Raw genomic sequence first — 22,620 nt, 5'->3', positions numbered from 1 at the left:
AGGATTTAAAGTTGTATGGATGATTTAACCCTACGCTACTACGAAGCTGAGATGCGCTACCTGCGTGAGGCGGGTAAAGAGTTTGCCCGAGCCCATCCGGATCGGGCTGCAATGCTTAATCTGGATAAACCCGGCGCCCGCGATCCCTATGTAGAACGTCTGTTTGAAGGCTTCGCCTTCCTGATGGGCCGTTTGCGTGAAAAGCTGGATGATGACCTGCCGGAACTGACCGAAGGGCTGGTGAGTCTGCTGTGGCCGCACTATATGCGGACCATCCCGTCGCTGGCCATTGTCGAATTCTCGCCAGACTGGCGTGGCCTGCGTCAGGCCGAAATGCTGGCTGAAGGCTTCTCCGTGCTTTCACGCCCTGTCGGGCAGCATAAAACCGCCTGTCAGTATCGGACGACCCGCGATGTTCCCCTGCAACCACTGCATCTTGCGGACGCCCGCCTGCATACTGAAACCGATGGCCGCTCTGCTATCCGTCTGCGCTTCGAATGCCCGGAAAAAGTAGACTGGAGCAAAGCCGGGATCGACAAAGTCGCCATCTTCCTCAACGCAGAGAGTCCGATCAGTTCAGCACTGCATCTGGCAATGACCCGTCGCGTCCACGCCATGTATGCCCGCCATGCAGGGACATACACCGAACGTCATCAGTTTGATGGCTGGTGCAAACCCATGGGCTTTGATGACAATGACGGCCTGTGGAAGAAAGCAGATACAGCCTTCAGCGGCTACCAGCTGCTGCTGGAATATTTTAGCTTCCGTCCGAAATTTATGTTTGTTGAGCTGCGTGGTCTCGACACCATCGGACTCACTGAAGCCAGCTCCTGGTTTGAAATCGACATCGTGCTCAGTGAAGCCTGGTCATCCGATCTGCCTTTTGAGACGGAAAACTTCCGGCTGCACTGTGCGCCGGTCATCAACCTCTTCACCCTGGAAGCCGACCCGCTGACGCTTAACCCGCTGGATAACGAATATCTGCTCAGGCCGTTGCGTCTTCAGGATGGTCACACCGAGATTTACAGCGTCGATAATATCCATGGCGCGGTGAAGAATGGCAAACACCCCTATGTGCCCTTCACCAGCTTCCGACACCGTGGCGGAATGATGCGCCACGATGCACCAGAGCGCTATTTTCATACCCGTGTGAAGCGGGGTCCTTCCGGGCTGTATGACACCTGGTTGATTCTCGGCGGCCGCTCGTTCGAACTGGAGCAGCTGTCCGATAAACCGGAGTCGCTCTCGATGCGGATCACCGGTACCAATGGTCAGCTTCCGCGTAAGGCACTGGAAAGTACCCTGCTGGACAGGGTGGTCAAAACCGGGAAGGTGCCCGTCAGAGTACTGAACGTCTCCGCGCCGACAATGCCGCTGTACCCGCCCGCCAACGACCGTTTTCACTGGCGAGTGATGAGCCACCTCGGCTCAAACTTCCTCAGCATGATGGACAATCCTGAGGTGCTGCGGGGAACACTGGCGCTGTACGACTGGACCGATGATGAAATGAACCGCCGTCGGCTCGAAGCTATCGTCGCGGTGAAGCACACCCTGATCCGACGCTTTGAGAAGGGCTTTATGCTTCGGGGCGTGGACATAGAAGTCACGCTGAACATGGACAATTTTGCAGGCGAAGGCGATGTGAATCTCTTCGGCGAGATGCTGCATCGCTTCTTCGCGCTCTACGCGGATATTCACCTCTTTAACCAGCTCACGCTGGTGCTGCAACCGACAGGAAAACGACTGAGATGGCGCGAGAATCACAGCCAGCACGTACCGGGCTGACATTAGTCCTGAGCAAAGATATCTGGCGGGCTAATTTTTATCGTTTCTGCCAGCTGCTGGAGCAGGAAAATCCGGACGCGCCGAAACTGGGCACCACCAGCCATCCGGCCAACGATCCGGTACGCTTCAGGCCCTGGCCTGGTATGGGATTCCCGGTCAGTACCCTCAAAGCGGTGGAGACCGACGAAGACAACCCGACATTGCCCCCAACGGTCCGTACGACATTTTTGGGGATGTATGGCGTGGACTCCCCTCTGCCAACGTCCTATCTGGACGACATTGCGCAGCGCCGCGAGGGGCACGAGGCGGTCACCTCGTTTCTGGATATTTTCAGCCACCGCATCACCACCCAGTATTATCGGATCTGGCGAAAATACGCCTATCCGGCCACCTTCGAGGCAGGTGGCCGTGATGCCACATCACAGTGTCTGTTGGGGCTGGTCGGACTCGGTATACCGGGCACGGCTGAGCAGGTGGCAACGCCGGTTTCCCGCTTTCTGGCCTTGCTGGGCACCATGCGATTACCCACGCGCAATGCAGAAGGCATCCGGGCCCTGGTGAGTCTGCTGGCACCGAATACCCGGGCAATTATCACCGAACCCGACCCGGTTAAGGTCCATATCGATAACCGCAGCGGACTGGGTGCCCAAAATCGGATCCGTCTGTCTCAGCGAGCCACGCTGGGTAAAACGGCAAAGGAAGCATGCAGTCGGGTACTGGTGACACTGGAGACAGAAGATCCGGAGGAAGCAGAAGGGTGGTTACCTGGTGGTTTTCTCCATACCGATTTACTGGTCCTGTTGCGCGTTTATCTCGGCTACCGCAGTGACGCCCGACTGCGTCTCACCGTACCTGTACGATTGCTGCCTGAGCCTCGCCTTGGTAAAGGCAGACGTATCCAGCTGGGCCGCACCGGCTTGCTGGGCCTTAAAGCTGGCAAGCTCAGCAATAGTCGGGAGAGTCTGACCGTCAATCTGGGCTGCTATGAAGGGTTGCAATGTTCTGCGTTACCGTCCGCTGAAGACGGGCACTACCGCTTCGAATAATCACGTACTCCCACTCTCAATAAAGGAACTTTTGAATGGCAACAGTAACCCGCTGGTGGGCGCTGACGCTTATTGCCTGTAGCCTGCTCGCTGGCTGCGGTCTGACTCAGACTGTCACGGACGGTACGGTCAGCATCACGAAATCCATCTTCTACAAAAAAATTAAAACGCTGCATCTGGATTTTACCCCGCGTACGGCCATTAACGCCGATGGCGCACAGACACCGCTGGCGACGATGGTGAGAGTCTATCAGCTCAAGGATCGTAAAGCGGTTGATGCCGCCGATTACCAGACACTGTTGCGTAATGCCGATACGGTACTTAAAGACGACGTACTGGCGTCAAAATCGCTGCTGGTGATGCCCAAAGGCAGCGTGACACTCAATATGCCCATGGATGAAGACGCTCAGTTCGTGGCTGTGGTGGGATTGTTTAACCGCCCGGATCAGAAGGACAACCGCTGGCGCCTGGTGCTGACCCGTGACGACCTGGACCCGGACAAACCCCGCACGGTTGAACTGGGTGATGGCTGGCTCAGCCTCGTGCCGGTGAAGGAGTGACGTGATGGATAACTGGTTAGCGCTTTTTGACGGACAGACCCGATATTTTCTGGATATCAATGACAGTTCAGTGAAGCCGGATGTTCTGCGCTTTTACGGCAGGGAAGCACTGAGTGAGCCGTTCAGCTGGGACATCGAGTTCACCACGCTTCAGGCGAACATCCCCCCGGAAGAGGTGCTGATGAAATATGCCTCTTTCCGGATGCGGAGCGGTAAAAGTGTTCACGGCATGGTGACCCGCCTGGAATGGCTTTCCACATCAAAGGACCAGTCTCACTACCGGCTTACGCTCAGTTCGCGCCTGGCGCTCCTGGGATACACCCGACAGTGCGCGGTATATCAGAACCAGTCCGTTCCTGAGGTGGTTGAGCAGGTGCTGCGTAAACACGGTCTGGAAGGTCCTGATTTTGAATTCAGACTGGAGCATACGTACCCGCCGCGTGAAATTATCACCCAGTGGCAGGAGACGGATCTGCAATTCATCCAGCGCATTCTGTCTGAGGTGGGCATTTACTGGCGCACGATGATGGATGACGCGCGCGGTCTGGATACGTACATTTTTGCCGACAGCCAGCTGAACTACCAGTTTGATGTGCAGTTGCCCTACAGCGAGCCCTCGGGGTTGTTCGACGGCGCAGCAGAATCGGTCTGGGATGTGCGGACCTGGCACAACATTGCCACCGGCACTGTCACCACGCGTGATTACAACTACCGGACAGCAACCACGCCGATGAATGCGGCGGTCAGCGTGCGCAATGATGCGGTCACAACCGGTGAGCATTACCGTTACGCGGCACCTTATCGTGAAGCGGGTGATGACGCCAGCCCGGAGCCGGAAACTGAATCTGGCGCGTTCTACGCCCGACTTCACCACGAGCGAGAGCTCAACAGGTCAGCCCGTATTCACCTGTTCAGCAATGCTGCACACCTCACACCCGGGCAGGTACTGGAGCCGCAGGGCGACGTCATTACGGCCCTGCAAGAGGGTGTGATCCTCACGCTGGTGACCTTCCGGGGAGCGCGTGATTCCCGTCTGCATGTGTCGGTCTGGGGCCTGCCTTACACCGAACGTTACTGCTTCCGTCCGGTAGAGATCCCGCGTCCGGTCATCCCAGGTACGATTCCGGCCCGGATCGAAAGTCGCGAAAAAAATGATACCTATGCTCAGCTGGACGAGCAGGGGCGCTATCGGGTGAAGCTGGACTTCGACCGGGAAGGGACGGATCCCGGTTACGGTTATCTGTGGCTGCGGATGGCGAAGCCTTATGCCGGTGAAACGCTGGGCTGGCATACGCCGCTCATCGATGGCACCGAAGTGGCGATTGCGTACAGCAATGGCGATATTGATCTGCCGTACATCGCCTATGCTTTGCACGACTCCGAACATCCCGACCTCGTGAACCGGGACAATCACACCCGGAACATCCTCCGGACGCCTGCCAACTCAAAATTACGCATGGAAGACAAGCGTGGTGAGGAGCACATCAAACTCGCCACGGAATACGGCAAAACGCAGCTCAACAGCGGGAACCTGGTGGACAGCAAGGGACAACTACGCGGTAAAGGCACAGAGCTGCGCACCGATGAGTGGGGAACCCTGAGAGCAGGAAAGGGACTCTTTGTCGCTGCGGATGCTCAGGCGAAAGCCCAGGGTGATGCTCTGGACATGGATGCCGCGCTGAAGGAAATTGACAGGCTTAATCAGCAACTGCAACAGCTGGAAATGGCCGCAGAAAAGGCCCTGGCGTTGAAAGGGGATGTCGACAGCCAGATACAGATGTTTGAGCAGCGGCTGAAACCGCTCAATGAAGCGGTGCTTTTCTCAGCGCCGGAAGGCATGGCCATGACCAGTGGAGAAGATATGCAGCTGGCCGCTGGCCGTAATCTTGCGCTTAACGCCGGAGAAGACTTCAGTGTTGGCGTGATGGGCAATGCGACCGCTTTGACCGGGGAGAAGCTGGGGCTCTTTGCCCGCACCGGTCAACTGAGCCTGAAATCCGGAGAAGGGCCAATCGATGTCCAGGCGCAAAACGCCAGTATGCGGTTATTTGCTGAGAAGAAGCTGACGCTGAGCTCTGCGAGTGACATCTCCTTTGCCGGAAAAAAACGTATCACGCTAATTGGTGGTGGCAGTTACCTGAAGCTTGAGGCCGGGAAGGTCGAGTATGGAACGACAGCGTCGTATTTGCGCAAAGTGAAGCGGACTATGTTTGCTGGTGCAACCGATCAACCAATCGAGTCATTGAAGCAGATGGCAATGATCACTCAGTACTACGACAGAAAGTTAAACTTCTCTTCAAATGTCAATTATCGTGTTGAAACATCAGATGGGGTGGAATTACTTTCTGGCTCCGGAACAGATGGTTATATAGATAAAAGTGACAGTGAACATGAATATTGGATATTTGTAAGTTGAGTAAAAGACCATGAAAAAACTAAATGTTGAAATAGATGGAAAGAGTTATCTCATTGTCACAAAGGATGGAAAGACTGAGTTGGGCTTAAAGGGGAATACAACCCCAGAAAAAGACAATACACCTCATGAAGTCAAAGTACCTAACATTCTCATTATTACTAGAAAAAACGCTGATGTGTTATTTATCTTGCGTGGCAATGAAGAAGATAACTTTGCGATTATTACAGCTCAAGAGCTTTATGACAAATTTCAATATCAATGGTTTGAGCCCTTAGCAGATAACTATCGCGAGTTACTTTTTGTTAATGACGCCGATTATACCCTAGACGCATATAAAGTATATTCATGGGCGGACATTGCTGACTTTTCATTAGTAGACAGAGCACTACTATCTTATAGGACAGGTGGTAGCGGGGACTGGAAGAATGTTCCTGATGGAGGAGGGAAGTTCCTTTTATCGCTCATCGATAAAATACCTTATTGGTCTGATGCAATAGGGCAAATTCCTTTTGCTGTAGGCACTTACCGTACATACCATACAATAAAAGCAACCGTAGAAACGGGTATGACATGGGCCACAGGTAATCCATTAGATGCCCTCATGCAAAAATCAGATTCAACGAATGAATATGATAACTTCTTTGTTCTCAGGGGGGCGTTATATGCAAGTAAAAAATTCTCGTATAAGATTACCCCGTCTGGAAAAACCTATCCTGCGGTAGATGTTGAAGAGACATCACATGATGTCAATGCAAAATCACTCGGAGAAAGTATAACTAAAGAGGAGTTAGAGAAATATGGCATCTGGAAAAAATAAAATAATTATAATGATACTTACATTTATATCCGCCATTGTAGTTATGGTAGGCGGTTATTCATTAGCATCATGGATGTACGAACTGGCATTCACTGTTTCTTCTCATCGAACGGTCGGAATGATATTCATATCTTTTTTCTTTTTGGTTATTGCGACTCCAATATTACTGCTCACTTTGTTTACACCGTTAAGAATAAATTTAACTATCGTGGCACTTGCAATGCTCTATCTATTTTATGAGTGGTTTTCTGTGCATCCACTAAGGGTCTGTCTTATGGGGGGGTGTTTTATAATAAGTTATCTATTCGTTATAATAATAAAAAAATATTTTCTTTGCTTAAGCACGAAGTAGTTTTAGGAGTTTTATGGCTAAAACCCTTATTGAGGGTGAGGTGATTATTTTATGATGAAGCGAATTCCGAAGGGGTTTTTTATCGTCGCATTAGTAGTTGCTTGGTTTGTTTTACCATCAACAATTATTCCTTCTTCATATTCAAAAATATATCAAATTAACAGCCCTGACAATAAATACAAAGTAATTATTTATCATGGCAGGATAATATCCCCTATGTCTCTTTATAAATATTTACAGAACGAGGATTATTTCTTCATTATTTATAATGCATCTGGCGAGGTGGTTTTTAAACCATCCCCGTATTATGGCACTTCCAACATGGGTGCATATGACGGTATAGAATTCCTGTACGGTGATAGCCATTCTTTACTTTACCCAGGACCTACAGGCTATGATTCATACGAATTCACTAAGTGACAAAAATCGCGGTATTGAAATGCCTGTGTTCACAACATGATTTTTCAACATTAATTAAAAATAGAAATCATTCATTTCAATAAGATTTCTGAGGTCAAAATGCCCGATAGAAAATCACCATCTCTATATGAAATTCTTACTGGCAACTTTAAAGGGGACCTTCCCCTTGAAGTTGTAAATGAAGAAGACCAGGTCATCTTATCCGTGCTGGATAACATCCAGAGTATTTTGAACGCCCGGGCCGGGACCATATCCCATCTACCAGATTATGGTTTGCCGGATATGACCAAAATTCTGCAAGGCATGCCCGGGACAGCCCATGAGCTGATCGATACGCTGGGCGGTGTCTTGCTCAAGTATGAACCTCGTTTGCAGTCACTCAATGTGACCCTGCTCGAACAGCAAGTGCCAGGTGAGTTGCGCTACGCCATTGATGCAGAACTTAAGGGGATTGGGCTGGTGCGCTACGGCACAGAATTTATGCCGGAAGGACGAGTATTAATCCGGCATCTGAAAAATCAACAATTCCTCACTGCACGAGCTACGTTATAGCTTTAGCCGTTATGTCGATTTTTCCCCTCAGTTATTTTCTAAACAGCAAAGGACTGATATATGGCCAGAAAAAAAAGTGGCGGTGATGCCGCTTTAGGTATTTTGATTATTCTTGGTGTCATTTTATGGGCTATTTATGCCGTAATAAGAGTGTTAATTAATATCAACGAGCGCTTTATTGAGGCTGCATCCGGACCTGCCGGGATTATTGGTCTGTTCTTCGGTCTGTTGATTCTGGTTAGCATATTGGTTCGCTATTTTATTTATCGGGGATTTAAACAACGCACGGCAGAACTTGAAGAGGCCAGGGAAAAGCTGAAGCAACAAGAGAATGCCTTTACTGAACGGGTAAATCATGAGGTAGAGCGCGTGATGTACGGTGAGCGCAAACGCCTTGCCCGCCGTGAAGAGCTGTTTAACGAAACCAGAGCCAAATCCTCCCGTGCGCTGCAGCGCATCGTGGACTCTGCATATACCTTTAAAGTCAAAACGCTGCTTGCAGGCACCACCATCAATAACTGGCAAAGTAAGTACGACCAGTTGAGAAAAGAGATGGCCGGGTATGCGGCTATTCGTGAAAAAATCACCCATCTTGAATTGCAGGATAATGCCGACTGGAACGGTGTCAGACAACAATTCCTTGATAAGGTTGCCTTACTGGAAAAAGCGCAGGAAGAGAAGGAATATCAGGCAGAAATTAAACGCCAGATGCGTGAGGAAAAGCAACGCCAGGATGAGCTGGACAGACAACAGCAGGAAGCGGAAGAAGAACAGCACCGTCTCGAAGAGCAGCAGCGGGTGCTGGAGGAAGCGCTTCTGGCAGCGGAAGGTGCGCACAAGACGGAGCTGGAAAGGCAGCGTGTTGAGCTGGAGCAACAAATTGCGGCGGTTCACCAGCAGTATGAAAGAGCCAAATCCATGGCTCAGCTCACCCGGCAGGGGCACGTCTATATCATTTCGAACATCGGCTCCTTCGGTGAGAATGTTTACAAAGTAGGCATGACCCGGCGGCTTGAACCAATGGACAGGGTTAAAGAGCTGAGTGATGCCTCGGTGCCGTTTGATTTTGATGTCCATGCAATGATCTCCTGTGATGATGCCCCGGCTCTGGAGAAAGTGTTACACGAACACCTTGAGCACTACCGGATGAATAGAATTAATCTGCGTAAAGAGTTCTTCCGGGTGGAGCTGGCGAAGATCATTAACGAAGTGGAGCGCCATCATGGGCAGGTTGAATACATTGCCGATCCGGTGGCGCTTCAGTACTGGCAGAGCCTGGACAGCACAGATACCGAAGCGGCGTAATGACGGGATATCGCACACTGCGACGCCCTGGAGCATCAGCTACAGGTATTGATGTCAGATAAAAACATCCGTAACAACTGGAGCATCCTGCTATGAGTGCACACATCCTGTTCGAAAAACTTTGCTGTGAACTGGGGCTGGATGCTTTTCCTGCTGACCGGGTCACGCTGACCGGTGCCGACCCGGTATACCCGATGCCTTTTCGTATCGGCGAAGCGGCGGCTGCCGTGCTGGCTCTGCAGGGGGGGATGCTGGACGCACTCCGTGTGCAGCAGGGTATGGCCCCGCAGCAGATTGCGGTGGACTGCCGCAGCGCAGCGGCGTCCACCCACGCGGTCGCTTTCCAGCGCCAGAACGGGCATAACTGGCAGTACAACGACCCGGACTACCCGACCACGGATTTTTATCGCACCGGCGATGGCCGCTGGATATTTCTGCACGGGGGCTACCCGAAGCTGCGTGACGGCATTCTGGATATCCTCAATGTGCCCAATAACCGCAGCCGTATCGCAGATGCAGTGATGACCTGGAATGCCGAATACCTGGAGTCCACGCTGGCGGATGCCGGGCTTTGCGGTGCTGTGGTTCGCTCATTTGAGGAGTGGCAGGCTCATCCACAGGGGCGGGCGGTCAGCGCTGAGCCGTTGATTCGTCTGACGAAGGTGAGCGACAGCGCACCGCGCTCCCGGCGTTATGGCACAGAGCAAACCCTGCGGTGTCTGCGGGTGCTGGATTTTACCCATGTGATTGCCGGGCCGACCGCCACCCGCAGTCTGGCGCAGATGGGGGCGGATGTGCTGCATATCTCCTCCCCGCACCGGCCACGTATTCTGCCGTTCGATGTGGACACCAGCCACGGTAAGCGTAACGCGTATCTGGATTTGTCGGTGCTGGCTGACCAGCAAACCGCCGCATGGCTGGTGGGGGACGGCGATGTGTTTGTACAGAGTTATCGCCCGGAAGCGCTGGGCCGCTACGGCCTGAGCGTTCCGGAAATGGTGCAACTGAACCCGCATCTGATAGCCGTGAACCTGAACTGTTATGGGCACACCGGCCCGTGGAAATCCCGTCCCGGTTTTGAACAACTGGCGCAGACCTGCACGGGAATGTCGATGGCACAGGGGGAAGGGGTTGCCCCCCAACTGGGGCCGACGTATCCGAATGACTACCTGACGGGATACCTTGCCACGCTTGGCGTGCTGATGGCGCTGGAACGTCAGAGCCATGAAGGTGGAGCCTGGCAGGTGGACGTCTCACTGTGCCGCACCGCCACCTGGCTGCAACAGCAGGGCCTGGTGGACGGATGGCAAAAAGCCACAGGTCCGGACGAAGAATGGATTGCTGCCTGTATGGCAACCGAAACCGGACCCTTTGGCGAACTGCACTACTTTAATACTGCGCTGAGGCTTGAGAAAACACCGCTGCGCTTTACCACCCCGGCTATGCCGCTTGGGGCTCACCTTCCAGAGTGGCTGAGCCGCTGACCGGTTGCCCCGGCCGGAATATTCTCCGGGGCTGAACCCTTATTCACACTAACCACAGAGAACCTGAAGATGAAAAAATGTCGTCTTGCATTACCGTGCCTGTTAACCGGCTTACTGTTGAGCCTGTCCGTTCAGGCGAACGACCATAAAGCACTGGGCGTGGTTGCCATGCCACGTAATGAAACGAATGACCTGGCGCTGAAAATCCCGGTCTGTCGGGTGGTTAAGCGCCTGCAACTGACCGCTGAACATGGGGACCTGAACTTAAGTGGGACTACCGTTTATTTTAAGGCGGCTAAAAACAGCAGCCAGACGCTGAATGTCCCTTCAGAGATAAAGGAAGGCGCCACCACCGACTGGATTAACATTAACAGTGATAATGACAACAAACGCTGCGTATCAAAAATCACCTTCTCCGGACATACGGTGAACTCATCGGATATGGCGACGCTGAAAGTCTTCGGTGACGACTGATTAGCAGAGGGATATCACAGATGTCTTACGGAACTCCGCAACGTCTGCGGCCCGGAGGCGACCCCAGGGCTCTGCCGGACTACGCAAAACTACGCAAAGAGCTCAGCAAGCTGACGCATCCGGCCCGCCTGGATGTGGACTGGCAGCGGGTAGAAACGCTGTGTCTCAGTCTGTTCAGTCAGAACGGCGTGGAGTTACAAACTGCAGCCTGGTATACGCTGGCACGCACCCGTCTTGCCGGGTTGGACGGGCTCTGTGAAGGGCTCGCTGTGCTGGAAGCGTTACTGGCCCACCAATGGGGCAGCCTCTGGCCGCAACCGGTTCACGCGCGGATAGAAATCCTGGTGAGCCTTAGCCAGCGCCTGCAACAGGCAATGCGCACACTCACGTTCCTCTATACCGACCTCGGAAAACTCTACCAGGCAGAGCAGCATTTATCCGGTATGGGCGAAGTTTTGCAGCGCCTTGAACTGAAACACGTCAGCCAGCTGGAGGCTTTGCGTTCACAACTGCATAACGCGGCGGTGCGGTTGGAAAATAGTGGTGATACTGGCCAGGAAGCTTTGCATGAGGGCATAGTTTTGCAATCCGGTCCGATGACCGAAAGCACTCCGCCCGCTGCCACGCAGTGGGTATTTGTCGCACAACAAGATCCTGCGCCCAGAATAGTTGTGGCGGAAGAACCTCCACCGTCGGTGAGTCCCTGGAAGTCATTTACAATCGGCGCGTTTTCCATGCTGGTGTTAGGCGGCGCAGGGCTGTGGGGCTGGCAGGTATTTCAGCGGCCAGACCCACTGATATCGCAACTGAATGCTTCGCTGGCACCGCTTCCGGCGGCGCTGACAGAGCAACAACTGGCGAGCCTGAGACAGAAAGGCAACCTGTCGGATGATCTGGTTCAGCAAACGCAGCAACAGCTCAATCGCCTTACCCTTCAGTCACCGGTCTGGACGCAACAGTACGGTAATCAGCTGGTTCGCCAGACGCAGGCACTGTGGCCAGAGCAGAGCCAGAAACTGGCGCAACAATGGCAGCAGCAACTTAATGCCACGGCGCTTCCTGCTGAAAACCTCAACGGCTGGCATCAGGGAATGGAACAGTTACAACAACTGAGCGATAAACTGAACGCGCTGGATGAGCGGAAAGGGCGCTATCTGACGGGGAGTGAGCTGAAAACCATGGTGTATGACATCACCCGGTCGTTTAACCGTGCGGTACCGGTGGAAGAGCAACTGCGGCAACTGGCACAAACTCCGCAAGGGCAACCAGTGCCTGCTGCGCAACAAAGCCAGACAGAAATGTCCCTGAACGCGCTGCTGAACCGCTATGCGCTGACCGTCACACGTCCCGCGCTGGACAACGTTTCGCCCTGAGCACCATGCCACGTAGCGGCAAGACACTCCGGGCCTGACCCGCTATAAACGCGTGAAATAATTTATCTCCCATGATTATGGCGCAATCACATATGAGTCAAAAAGAGGCGGCTCCACGCAATAACCGTGCCCTCTGGACCGTCAGTGACCTCCTGTTTCTGGAGCAATTCTATCGTTCCCGATCGCTGGTTGAGATTGCTGAACATCTGGGACGATCTCCGGGGGCGGTAGCGCTTATGGCGGATAAACTCGGATGTCGGGGTGAGCGCGGGGCGGTATGGAAGCAAAGTGAAATGGACATCATCCGTCATCACTACAGAAGCGGCGTGCGCGCTGAGTTTCTGCTGCAGCTCCTGCCAGGACGAAGCGTCAGCGCAATATTTAGCATGGCAGAAAAAATGGGCGTGCTGAGCGGACGATTCTGGCGTGAGGAGGAACTGGCCATTCTGCGTTTCTACTATCCGGAAGAAGGCTCTTTCGTCACCGCGCGATTACCCGGCAGAAATGCGGTGGCCGTCAGGGTGATGGCCCGGAGACTGGGATTGAAAAAATCCTGTGACAGCGCCATTGGATTTCGCCCCTGGAGCGACGAAGAGTGGCGATTACTGAAAGGCAGCATGCACCTGAGTGTGGCAGAGCAACAGGCTACGTTCTTTGCGAACAGGACTCTCCTGGCGGTGGAGAAAGCTCGTGGACGACTGATAAAAAAGCTACAGGATTGCCAGTATTAACAAAGCCCGGTTAACCATTCCGGGTAAGAGAAAGGAATGTCGTGTGTCAGTCAGAGAGCGTTTTTTTAAGAAAGTACAGCAGAAGCAAAATTTCACCGTACCCAGTGACGGGTCGGTTGAGGGGGATATTCAGGCTTTTTGTCAACGGATGGATGAACTGACGCAGCAGGTGCAACAATGGTTTGAAGGCTCCGGGATTGACGTGATTATTGCGACGACATCCCTACAGGACCTGAGCACTATTGGCCATAGTCTCAACAGCGGTGCGTCCCGCTATGACATCACGACCATCAGGCTGCAGAACGGCACCCGCAGTGTCAGTATTGTGCCCGAACAGCTTTACCAGAAGGAGAGTAAAGGTTGTGTGACGCTCACTGTTAATACGCCTGACCGTACTTCCGTAAAGCAATATTTTTATTTGTGCATGGCGCCAGTGGACGGCTGGCTTATCAGGAATGAACAGCAGTTGAAAACCAGTTACAACATGATGACCGAAGACGTATTCTTCAGTGTTGTAGATAAGTTGGTTTGATTAATTATGGGGGAGTTCCTTCATATATAACTTCTGATTGGATTTAATAATGAAGTAGTGTTATGAATAAATTATTTGCATTTATATCTAAGTTTCTGGATTTTCCCCACTTAATTGATTGACCAATCTTTTTTTAAAAAAGGAGTTTCAATGACCGTATTTATTAGCTACAGACATACTGATTTTTCAGCGGCATGGGGGATTAATAAAAAACTCAATGACGCTGGTATCAAAACATACCTGGATAAATTAGATGCCGAATCACAAACTACCGATGATATTACAACGGTTATCACAAAAAATATTTTGCAAAGTACGCACCTTATTGCTGTTGTCTCAGCCCAGACAGCCGCATCGTGGTGGGTCCCTTTTGAAATTGGTGAAGCAACAGTAACAGAAAGAAGAATAACATCATTTCAGGTCGGTATTAGCAAATTACCGGAGTATCTAGATAAATGGCCGAAGATGATTACATTGGAACATATTGATTTATTTATTCAGGAATACAAAAATGAGTATCGAACTGTTTCCGGTTCCAGATTCTCTGTAAATGAGTCTCATGAGAATACATTTATACGAAATAGTAATAATGCTAACGATTTTCACCGGGCACTGAAGAGTAAAATCTCGCGTGGATTTTAACTACAGTGTTGAAAGTGATTTACAATATTCATTAATCTAAAAAAGGATCTCAATAAGATGGCTAAAAAAAGAGTTTTTATAAGTTTTGATTACGATCATGATGCTATTTTAAAAACATTTCTTGTTGGGCAATCTAAGCATGAAGATAGTCCTTTCGAACTTGCCGATTGGTCTATAAAAGAACATATCACTCATGACTGGAAATCAAAAGCGCGAACACGTATTAAATCTGTGGATGTTGTATGTGTAATCTGCGGTGAGCATACTAATACAGCAGCAGGAGTTAGTGCTGAGTTGAGAATTGCACAAGAAGAAAGTAAACCGTATTTTTTACTACACGGCTACAGTGATAAGACATGTATAAAACCATTGTCAGCATATTCTACGGATAAAATCTACACCTGGACCTGGGATAACCTGAAGCTATTAATTCAAGGCGCAAGGTAACGGCGATGGTTGTAGGTGACTTATTGTCAATTTGGGGATAATTCCCTTTGCGAGAAAATAAATTCAATATAGTGGAAACCATATGAAGATCGCATTGATTGTAGGTATCAATTATTATGAACACGGTAATCCATTGTTCGGCTGTGTTGATGATGCACATGCAGTGAATTCAGTGTTATCAAGAAATGGAGATGGAACGGTAAATTTTGATTGCCAGATATTTACTGGTACAGGACCTGCAGACCGTGTTGATCGATCTGTACTTAAAGATAAGGTAGAAGAACTTTTCAAAACGAAGGCTGGCACTGTATTATTTTACTTCGCTGGACATGGGCATATTGAATCAACAGGAGGATATTTACTTACCAGTGATTCAAGACGTGGTGATGAAGGATTATCTCTTTCAGATGTGCTCGTCATGGCGAATAACTCACCAGCGCAAAATAAAATAATTATTCTTGATAGTTGCCATTCAGGTATCGCCGGGACACCTCCGCAATCGGATGGGGTGGCAAATTTAGCTGAGGGTTTAACAATCTTAACGGCATCTTCTGCTGAGCAGTATGCAACAGAGGAAAATGGTCGAGGAGTGTTTACTACTCTGCTTGTTGATGCTCTACATGGCAGTGCTGCAAATATTACTGGGGATATATCTCCGGGTAGTGTTTATGCACATGTGGATCAATCGCTCGGTGGCTGGGAGCAACGGCCAATATTTAAAACTAATGTACGGCAATTTGTGTCTCTTCGGAAAATATCACCCCAAATCCCTTTGAGCGAACTCCAACAACTCGCTACGCTTTTTCCACATAAAGGATTTGAGTTTCAACTGAATCCAACATTTGAGCCAGAGTTAAAAGGTCGTGACGCTGATATGCCTGAACCCATTCCTGAAAACACCAGAGTATTTTCTCTCTTACAGCGACTAAATCGCTTAAATTTGGTTATTCCAGTTGATGCTCCGCATATGTGGCATGCAGCTATGCAAAGTAAATCATGTAAACTCACTGTGCTTGGCGAGCACTACCGTCGTTTAGTAGAAAAAAACAGGATTTAAGTTATGGGGTGAAATTCCGTTGATAATATCCTTAAATAAAATACAAGCCGAAATTGCAGACAACTTACACATGCTGGAAAATAAAGGAATGCCAGAGAAAGTAATAGATAGTGTAGCTGAAAAACTGGAAGCTGCCGGGTTATGGCGCAGAGCAGCGGCTCGTTGGCTGGTGGTAATGGATGATGTTGGGCATACCGATGTACAGCGCGAGTGGATCCGCCTGCGACGTAAGTATTGCCTGTTGAGGGTGACACCTGTTTCCGCGGAACCAGAGAAACTGAATATTGCTGCGATCAACCAGGCTGCGAGCGCCACACAGGAGCGCATGGGGCTGAGCAGGCCCAGTGGCTCAATGTTCAGAACGTATCCTGAAGGAACTGTGAAGCGAAAATGATTTTTTTAGAAGGCGTGCTATTTTCTGATTGTCTGAGACATAACAATAAATGGCTTTTGTCTTTAATAGACGATCACTTAAAAATAAAAGGTGCATGATCTTTTCGGGTCACATGCACCCTTTATCCATGCTAATAGTAACTCTATCCATTGTTGATCATATTATCGAGGTTATCTACACCTGAAAGTGTTTTCAGGACCTCAAGATATTCAATGTTGTGATCATACAACCAGTGTAATATGGCATTATTATTTAAAAGCCGAGCGATGTAAGCTTTGGCAATAAGAAGATTGAGATTGTTCTCGGCGTATTCATCTTTGATATTCTGTGTTTCAATCTGAAGTGCTGCCATTTCTTTTTCAAGTCGTGCCAGTGTCTTAACAACATCTTTGTCTTCACTAATTTTATCTGGTGGAGAGACTAAAAATTCAGGTGCCAGGCTATGTAGCATAGAGAGGGCAAATTTTCGGCTGTAGTTATTCAGCGTTATCATGGTTGTTACAAAATCAAGCTGTTTGCCTGGCTTGACCTTACGAAGCACATCAAAAACATTCTGAGAAATATTTTTTTCAGCCAGCAACGCGATGACTTCCGGTGTTATGCCATCTGAGATGCGCAGACGTGTATTAATAATGCTGGGCGAGACGCCAAGAACGACACTTAATTTTTCAACAGGTACACCGGATTCTACCGCTTTCCTCAGCATCTTTTGTTCCTGCAGGATTGTTAACCGGTTCACTCGTTTGTTGTACGAATAGGCCTCATCAACGGGCGAGACCAGGCAATGAGCATGGGAGATACCAAGATCTTTCAATGCTTCTACGCGCAGGTGCCCGTCGAGAATTTTCTGCATGCCATCATCACTAATGAAAATGACAACTGGCTCGATCAATCCAATTTCTGTGATAGATGTCAATATTTGTTTGTATTTAGTGCTGGATTTAATATTTACCGGAAGCGATCTGGATTTTTTCAAATCCTCAACTGAATAGGTCTGAAATTGATTGCTGAAGCATTGCTTAATCATTTCTGTATTAACTCCTTATCGCTATAAGATAAACAGGCAGGCATATCCGTAATATTGTTTTTCCGTAACAGCAAGCAATATTGTTCATCGCGTGTCAGTTTTCTGAAAATCTCCTTCACCGCAAGAAATGTTTCTCGGGCATATTTTGCTTTAGCCTGTATAAGTATGTGCTCATCAGCGTTCTTTTGGTAGATGTCTGATAACTCCTCTGGTGTATATTTTCTGGCAGGGCGTTTATGTACATATGCTTTGTTCGTGGCCCCTTTATCACCTGCTTTTCTTCTCTCAATAATACGCTTGATAATGTTGATTTGGTTGCCTTTAATTTTCCCATTCATTAATGCTTCTGTAAGAGAGTCCTGGATTTCATCGTCATTGGCTCTGGAGATTTCAACCGCCAGATACAAAGGGATATGTCCGGCTTCAAAGGCAGTAAGTAGCTTTTTCTCTCCTTTTTCAAGTAGTGAGATCACGCCATTAACCCAACTGGTGGTGTATCCCAGGCAATCGCCTATTTCTTTATCAGTGAGTCCTTGTTTTTTTAACTGGCTTACGCTTTCCAGTAATTCTGTTGCACGGGGCTTTCTCCTGGCTATATTCTCTGTCAGGCTCATCAGGTGGCCCGTTTCTTCATCAACAACTTTAATAATTGCCGGGATATGAGTCTCACCATACTGAAGATACGCTTCAAGCCGTCCTTGTCCACAAATCAGGGCGTAATCATACGTGTCATCTATTATTTTACGTACGGATATTGGGCGTTTAAGGCCAATTTGATGTATGTTTTTCTTTATTTCATCGTGAGTAAATTTATCCCTTTTTCTTGGGTTTGAGATATAAATGCTGGAAATTTGAATCAGTTTTATTTTTTCGTCGCTGTTCATTATGCCTCCGGGATGGTGATACGTTTGACCAGTTGATAAAGTAGTTTAAGGGTATCGAATCGATAGAATTCAAAACTAAAAGGATTTTGCTCCTTCAGGTAAATGTTATTTAGTATCAAATCTATTGACGGGAATATATAATAATCAATGACTGCCTCGTTGAGGCTGTCCATCCTTGCAGCGATACTGATATCAGGGGCAAGCGCGTGGTTAAAATTTATCCGCCATCTGAGGTTTGTTGGTGATGTTCTCTGACATCTGACTGCCTGGATCGCTAAAGTGAATTCATCATTGATGTTTAAAACACCGGCATTTGACGAATCACTAACCCATCCATCAGACTGGTAGATATTACTGATGATGGTATTGGTGATATCTGCATTAACACCTTTGAGATATTTTTTAGTTTCGAGCCAGGAGTAATCAGTTTTAGGATTGAATCCAACGAGTTGATAAACTCTCAACAGACTTCCAAAACGAGATCGGTATACGCTGCTGGATGGCAGTAACTCTTCCTCATCAATAATCAGCCCAGAAAGTCGTCCCTTTCTCAGCAGTAATGCCCGGAGTTTTTCAAGCAGAACGTCCTCAGAGAGGACCTGGGAACGTGCACGAATGATTTCACCTGCAAGATTAAACTTCTCTGTACTGATGACGGGATCATAAGCACCATCAAATCGGATCCATTGCTCTTCAGGATTGATAATGTGTCGCTGTTTTAATTTGAATGAAGTTTTATTATAGATGTTGTTACCAATATACTTTTCATTAGTCAGTATCTGGTGGATCTTTCCACGGGTCCATGCAGTGTTATTCTCAGCGATAATTTGTTTTCGATTGAGTTCAGAGGCAATGACCAGTTCTGGTTTACCTTCGTGGATAAACATGTCGAAGATCTGATTTACAATATCGACCTCATTCTGCGGTCCAGGTATAAGAATAACGCGATCGGTCTGGATACTTTTGCGCTGACCAAACTCCAGAATGCCCTTTGGTGTCCGCTGTTCATCAATGAGCATACGTCGTAATCCATATCCAGCCATCCCTCCCTGGTGAAAGCCCCTTCGGATCAGATTCGCTTGCCCAATAAATACCTTTTCAGACAAATTGCGGCTGTAGCTGGCAGCGCCATAGCGAGAGAATGAAAGACCAAGCATATGCAGCTCCGAGTGCTGATCGGCAAAGGGTTCCGCACAGTAGATAACACTCACTCCGTGTGTTTTTAGCAGGTAGATATAATGGCCCGCTTCATCAGTATCCTGGAATCGTCCAAACCGGCTGACATCGTAGACCAGCAGAAGAGAGATATTGATTTTGTGATTAATAACATCATTCAGCAATGCCTTCAGACCCGGTCTACCAGCCAGGTTTAGTCCACTTTTACCTGCATCGTTGTAGGTATGAATAATCGTTATCCCTTTTTTGCTCGCATACTCGTGAATAAATCCTGACTGGTTATCCAGAGAATATTGCTGATGCTCTGTCGACATCCTGACGTATTCAGCGGCATAGACTGGTGTAACACCTGATTCAGACAACAGTACTTCCATAAACAACCCCGCAATGATGATGCGTAAATAATGAAGATCTTATTTTCAGTGGCAATACGGCACGAAAGAAAACTAAACGCTGTTTGTTCGTGATCAATCAGTTATTGAATGGTTAAAAACATCCAAGAGAAAATATTGTCTATATAGCTGCTGTCTTCGCATTAAAAATGCGTGGCATCAAGTGCACAATATTTTAGTCATCAAAAAATATGCTCTGGACTTGATCGATCGCTTCGCCAACCACAGAGGCTTGAGAGATACTGTTTCAAGGTGAGTTGTGTGATGGGAGGTATCAAAAATGCAGCTGATAAACCGTATACCCTTTGGTCTGAGGCTTGTCGGTCAGCAGTACGTTGACGTTGCTGACGTACCGAAAGGTAAGCAATGCGGTTGTATCTGCCCTTCTTGTTGGATCCCTTTGATTGCGCGACAAGGGAAAGCCAATCGCTGGCACTTTGCCCATGCCAGTCGGGACGTCGATGAAGTGGAGAAGGAATGCGAGTTCTCGTTTTTCGTTTCGGTGCGTACGATGGCGAAGCAACTGCTGGAAGCGGGTATGCCGGTGGTGCTACCGGAATGGCGTGATGCCATAATCGAAAAATGTCACAGCGAAGTGTTTATAGAGGAGTACTGGATCACCCGGAAAACTGAGGTAACTCTGAAAAACGTACAGAAGGAATACTTTTTCGACGGTGTGCTGGTCGATATTTACGCTGAGGTCAGTGGATACCCTTTCGTGATTTACTTCACGCACCCCGAGCGTTTCCTGCCATTTGAATTACTGGAACCACAGCAGCAACAGTGTGGCATTGTCGAAATCAAGCTCGATGAAACGATAAAGCTGTTTGCCAGGAAAAATACAGCGGGTGTCAATTTTATAGATGAACTGAAGAACTTTGTAGAAAATAATCAGGATGCTAAGCGATGGGTGTATCATCCCCGAAAAGATAAAGCGCAACAAGACGCTCAGGCACGACTGAATGCACAAATAGAAAATTACCGACCTCAGCAGGCTGAGCATAGCGTAAACTACCAGAGCTATCGCTGGCAATACTATCAGTGCTCTATTTGTCTACAGCAGTGGAGAGCGCCAGCATACGAAAGCCCAGTATGTCCTAACTGTAAGCGGGGACATTTGTACGCAAGGAAATTGTGAATAAAAACATACGTGCAATAAAGAGTTACGAACAAGGGCGAAATACCCGGCAGGACTAGTGAAAACTGCAAAGTGCCAATTAGTTGCGATAAAATATCAGCAAATACCCTCATTTCAACCTGCAATCAATCAACGATAGGACATTATTCACCTACCAGTCATACCTTGCATAAACTATAAAAACAAAAATCAGAATGCTTACGCTGATAAGTATAGTTAGAACAATTAATACGGATAATCAGAAAGTCGTTGTAATAATCAACGTCTGTTTAATAGCAAGGACAGCAGCTTGCATCGTGTAGACAGAGCTAAAAGAATTCTTCTAAGATTACGTATTAAGCCAGCGGAAACCATTCGTAAGATATAACTTTAGTAAGCGATTAGAGGAAAAGTAACCTCGAGTAACGATACGGCTACGAGAGCACAAAAGCACACACGGGCCCTGACGGCGTCAATGCGCACACCAGCAGGTGCAAACGCGCTCACGCAAAGAGCAGTGACTCCTGGCTGACGTATAAAGAGATACCTGCGACAACGTTTCATCATTGAAGCGGATGCGTAATAGTGAAACTCTGTGTAGTCGAAACTATTACCGCAATTTACAAATAATTCTACGGTATGGATTATTAGTAAATAACACATTCACAGAGTCTCTGCTCAGGAATAGCGATATAACGCACTGTAAAGCATTCTGACCGATTTTATTTATATCAACGGAACTTTACCTAGGTAATAATCAGAGGAGCGTACAGGTGATTACAGACACTAAACGGTTTGATTATACTTGAATATATGACCGGTAGCAGGTCACCGTTGACTATAACCAAAGTTACGCTGATTATCATCCTGTCGCTTCGTTTCCACTTTTGCTAAATAGCTGGCTCTGTAGACCAGATCACGATAGCTGGTGTTAAAGTCTGTGCTGTTTATATCCAGCCAGTAGCAAGGGTTATCAGGAAAATAGACTAAAGCTCCGGGACAGTCAAATCCAAGTCCTAATGCACTGTACCAGGCATCATTAATCATTGAGCTCAGGTTACCCTCTGCGGCGGTGTACTTTCCGAGGAAGGCATAGGTATCTTTGTTGAGTAAGAGAACGACGTGGTAATGGATAGCGTACGTCGTAGGGCAGTACTCTCTGGCCCAGATATAACGTACAGTCGTATTATGAACACGGATACCCTGTCGCTTTTTCATATTAAGGTCAGCTGCAATCTTAGCTTTGAGTGATGCGGTGAAACGAGAGATAACGGAAGCATCAGTGTTAGCAAAGGAATATTCATCTGGCTCGTCGCAGGGCTGTGGATGATAAGGGACGTGAAGGTCGACTCTTATTGCGAGAGTTCTGGGATGCTGCTGCAATGATTTATTAATCGTCTGCTCAATACGGTTAAGGTGATACTGGCTGAGTCTACCGTGTGACTGGATGTAATCGGACATGGTTATTTCTCGTGTCTTGGTTAATGGTGGTTAGAGTATATAACCGGTAATGGTTGCATTAGTGATGGTGTAATGGTTTTTGTTAATGCGTGGTCGTTGAAGGGTGTGATGATAATAAAAATATAATACACAAACCGACAGATTCGATTCATGATTATCCGGCATGGCAATATAAG

Annotated in this window: 22 protein-coding genes; 18 read left to right on the top strand and 4 right to left on the bottom strand. The window is 48.4% G+C overall.

The features are described from left to right. Positions 1-15: 15 nt before the first annotated feature. The 17 genes from tssF to WB371_RS14005 all read left to right on the top strand — a co-directional run bounded on the left by tssF (position 16) and on the right by WB371_RS14005 (position 16,387). A complete protein-coding gene (gene tssF / locus WB371_RS14085) occupies positions 16-1,785 on the top strand; it encodes a type VI secretion system baseplate subunit TssF (RefSeq protein ID WP_336220677.1) in 1,770 nt (589 codons plus the stop codon). Further along, entirely contained in the window at positions 1,749-2,831 is a 1,083-nt protein-coding gene (tssG, locus tag WB371_RS14080; RefSeq protein ID WP_285143857.1) for a type VI secretion system baseplate subunit TssG, read from the top strand. The genes tssF and tssG overlap by 37 nt, the downstream gene beginning before the upstream one ends. A 35-nt stretch (positions 2,832-2,866) precedes the next feature. Further along, positions 2,867-3,391 (top strand): type VI secretion system lipoprotein TssJ, encoded by a 525-nt coding sequence (gene tssJ / locus WB371_RS14075; protein ID WP_285143856.1) that lies wholly within the window; start codon positions 2,867-2,869, stop codon positions 3,389-3,391. A gap of 4 nt (positions 3,392-3,395) precedes the next feature. Then, complete coding sequence (locus WB371_RS14070; RefSeq protein ID WP_336220676.1) at positions 3,396-5,807, top strand: type VI secretion system tip protein VgrG; 2,412 nt, start codon at positions 3,396-3,398, stop codon at positions 5,805-5,807. A gap of 10 nt (positions 5,808-5,817) precedes the next feature. Further along, on the top strand, positions 5,818-6,624 hold the full coding sequence (locus tag WB371_RS14065; RefSeq protein ID WP_336220675.1) for a hypothetical protein: 807 nt from the start codon (positions 5,818-5,820) through the stop codon (positions 6,622-6,624). A gap of 403 nt (positions 6,625-7,027) precedes the next feature. Continuing rightward, on the top strand, positions 7,028-7,396 hold the full coding sequence (locus tag WB371_RS14060; RefSeq protein ID WP_336220674.1) for a DUF6201 family protein: 369 nt from the start codon (positions 7,028-7,030) through the stop codon (positions 7,394-7,396). Positions 7,397-7,495: 99 nt separating this feature from the next. Then, positions 7,496-7,948, top strand: a complete 453-nt coding sequence (gene tssE / locus WB371_RS14055; RefSeq protein ID WP_336220673.1) for a type VI secretion system baseplate subunit TssE — start codon at positions 7,496-7,498, stop codon at positions 7,946-7,948. Positions 7,949-8,008: 60 nt separating this feature from the next. Then, on the top strand, positions 8,009-9,253 hold the full coding sequence (locus WB371_RS14050) for a GIY-YIG nuclease family protein (protein ID WP_336220672.1): 1,245 nt from the start codon (positions 8,009-8,011) through the stop codon (positions 9,251-9,253). Between the two features lie 92 nt (positions 9,254-9,345). Then, entirely contained in the window at positions 9,346-10,737 is a 1,392-nt protein-coding gene (locus WB371_RS14045) for a CoA transferase (protein WP_336220671.1), read from the top strand. A 69-nt stretch (positions 10,738-10,806) separates the two neighbouring features. Next, positions 10,807-11,211, top strand: a complete 405-nt coding sequence (locus WB371_RS14040; protein ID WP_336220670.1) for a DUF2541 family protein — start codon at positions 10,807-10,809, stop codon at positions 11,209-11,211. Between the two features lie 20 nt (positions 11,212-11,231). After that, entirely contained in the window at positions 11,232-12,584 is a 1,353-nt protein-coding gene (locus WB371_RS14035; RefSeq protein ID WP_336220669.1) for a VasL domain-containing protein, read from the top strand. A gap of 92 nt (positions 12,585-12,676) precedes the next feature. Then, positions 12,677-13,315: a hypothetical protein gene (locus WB371_RS14030; RefSeq protein WP_336220668.1), complete on the top strand. Its 639-nt coding sequence runs from the start codon at positions 12,677-12,679 to the stop codon at positions 13,313-13,315. Between the two features lie 43 nt (positions 13,316-13,358). Continuing rightward, a complete protein-coding gene (locus tag WB371_RS14025; protein ID WP_336220667.1) occupies positions 13,359-13,847 on the top strand; it encodes a hypothetical protein in 489 nt (162 codons plus the stop codon). Positions 13,848-13,997: 150 nt separating this feature from the next. Then, positions 13,998-14,489 (top strand): TIR domain-containing protein, encoded by a 492-nt coding sequence (locus tag WB371_RS14020; protein ID WP_336220666.1) that lies wholly within the window; start codon positions 13,998-14,000, stop codon positions 14,487-14,489. A gap of 57 nt (positions 14,490-14,546) precedes the next feature. Then, positions 14,547-14,936, top strand: coding sequence for a TIR domain-containing protein (locus WB371_RS14015; protein WP_336220665.1), 390 nt, complete (start codon positions 14,547-14,549; stop codon positions 14,934-14,936). Positions 14,937-15,018: 82 nt separating this feature from the next. Continuing rightward, positions 15,019-15,993 (top strand): caspase family protein, encoded by a 975-nt coding sequence (locus WB371_RS14010; protein ID WP_336220664.1) that lies wholly within the window; start codon positions 15,019-15,021, stop codon positions 15,991-15,993. A gap of 88 nt (positions 15,994-16,081) precedes the next feature. Beyond that, a complete protein-coding gene (locus tag WB371_RS14005; protein ID WP_336220663.1) occupies positions 16,082-16,387 on the top strand; it encodes a PerC family transcriptional regulator in 306 nt (101 codons plus the stop codon). Between the two features lie 142 nt (positions 16,388-16,529). Here the strand turns inward: WB371_RS14005 and WB371_RS14000 are convergent, their stop codons facing one another. The 3 genes from WB371_RS14000 to WB371_RS13990 are packed head-to-tail and all read right to left on the bottom strand — an operon-like array spanning position 16,530 to position 19,848. Next, positions 16,530-17,414, bottom strand: coding sequence for a plasmid partitioning protein RepB C-terminal domain-containing protein (locus WB371_RS14000; protein ID WP_336220662.1), 885 nt, complete (start codon positions 17,412-17,414; stop codon positions 16,530-16,532). Next, on the bottom strand, positions 17,411-18,298 hold the full coding sequence (locus WB371_RS13995; protein ID WP_336220661.1) for a ParB/RepB/Spo0J family partition protein: 888 nt from the start codon (positions 18,296-18,298) through the stop codon (positions 17,411-17,413). The genes WB371_RS14000 and WB371_RS13995 overlap by 4 nt, the downstream gene beginning before the upstream one ends. After that, complete coding sequence (locus tag WB371_RS13990) at positions 18,298-19,848, bottom strand: recombinase family protein (protein WP_336220660.1); 1,551 nt, start codon at positions 19,846-19,848, stop codon at positions 18,298-18,300. Before WB371_RS13990 ends, WB371_RS13995 begins: the two co-directional genes overlap by 1 nt. Before the next feature lie 298 nt (positions 19,849-20,146). Here WB371_RS13990 and WB371_RS13985 point away from each other — a divergent pair, with 298 nt between their 5' ends. Next, positions 20,147-21,004, top strand: a complete 858-nt coding sequence (locus WB371_RS13985) for a hypothetical protein (RefSeq protein ID WP_336220659.1) — start codon at positions 20,147-20,149, stop codon at positions 21,002-21,004. Positions 21,005-21,811: 807 nt separating this feature from the next. Here WB371_RS13985 and WB371_RS13980 read toward each other — a convergent pair. Next, positions 21,812-22,444: an inovirus Gp2 family protein gene (locus WB371_RS13980; protein WP_336220658.1), complete on the bottom strand. Its 633-nt coding sequence runs from the start codon at positions 22,442-22,444 to the stop codon at positions 21,812-21,814. Positions 22,445-22,620 lie beyond the last annotated feature (176 nt).

It is taken from the genome of Citrobacter amalonaticus (assembly GCF_037053465.1).
GTDB classification, from domain to species: domain Bacteria; phylum Pseudomonadota; class Gammaproteobacteria; order Enterobacterales; family Enterobacteriaceae; genus Citrobacter_A; species Citrobacter_A amalonaticus_H.
Note: the sequence above shows the minus strand (reverse complement) of the source record. Positions and strands in the feature narration are given on the sequence as shown.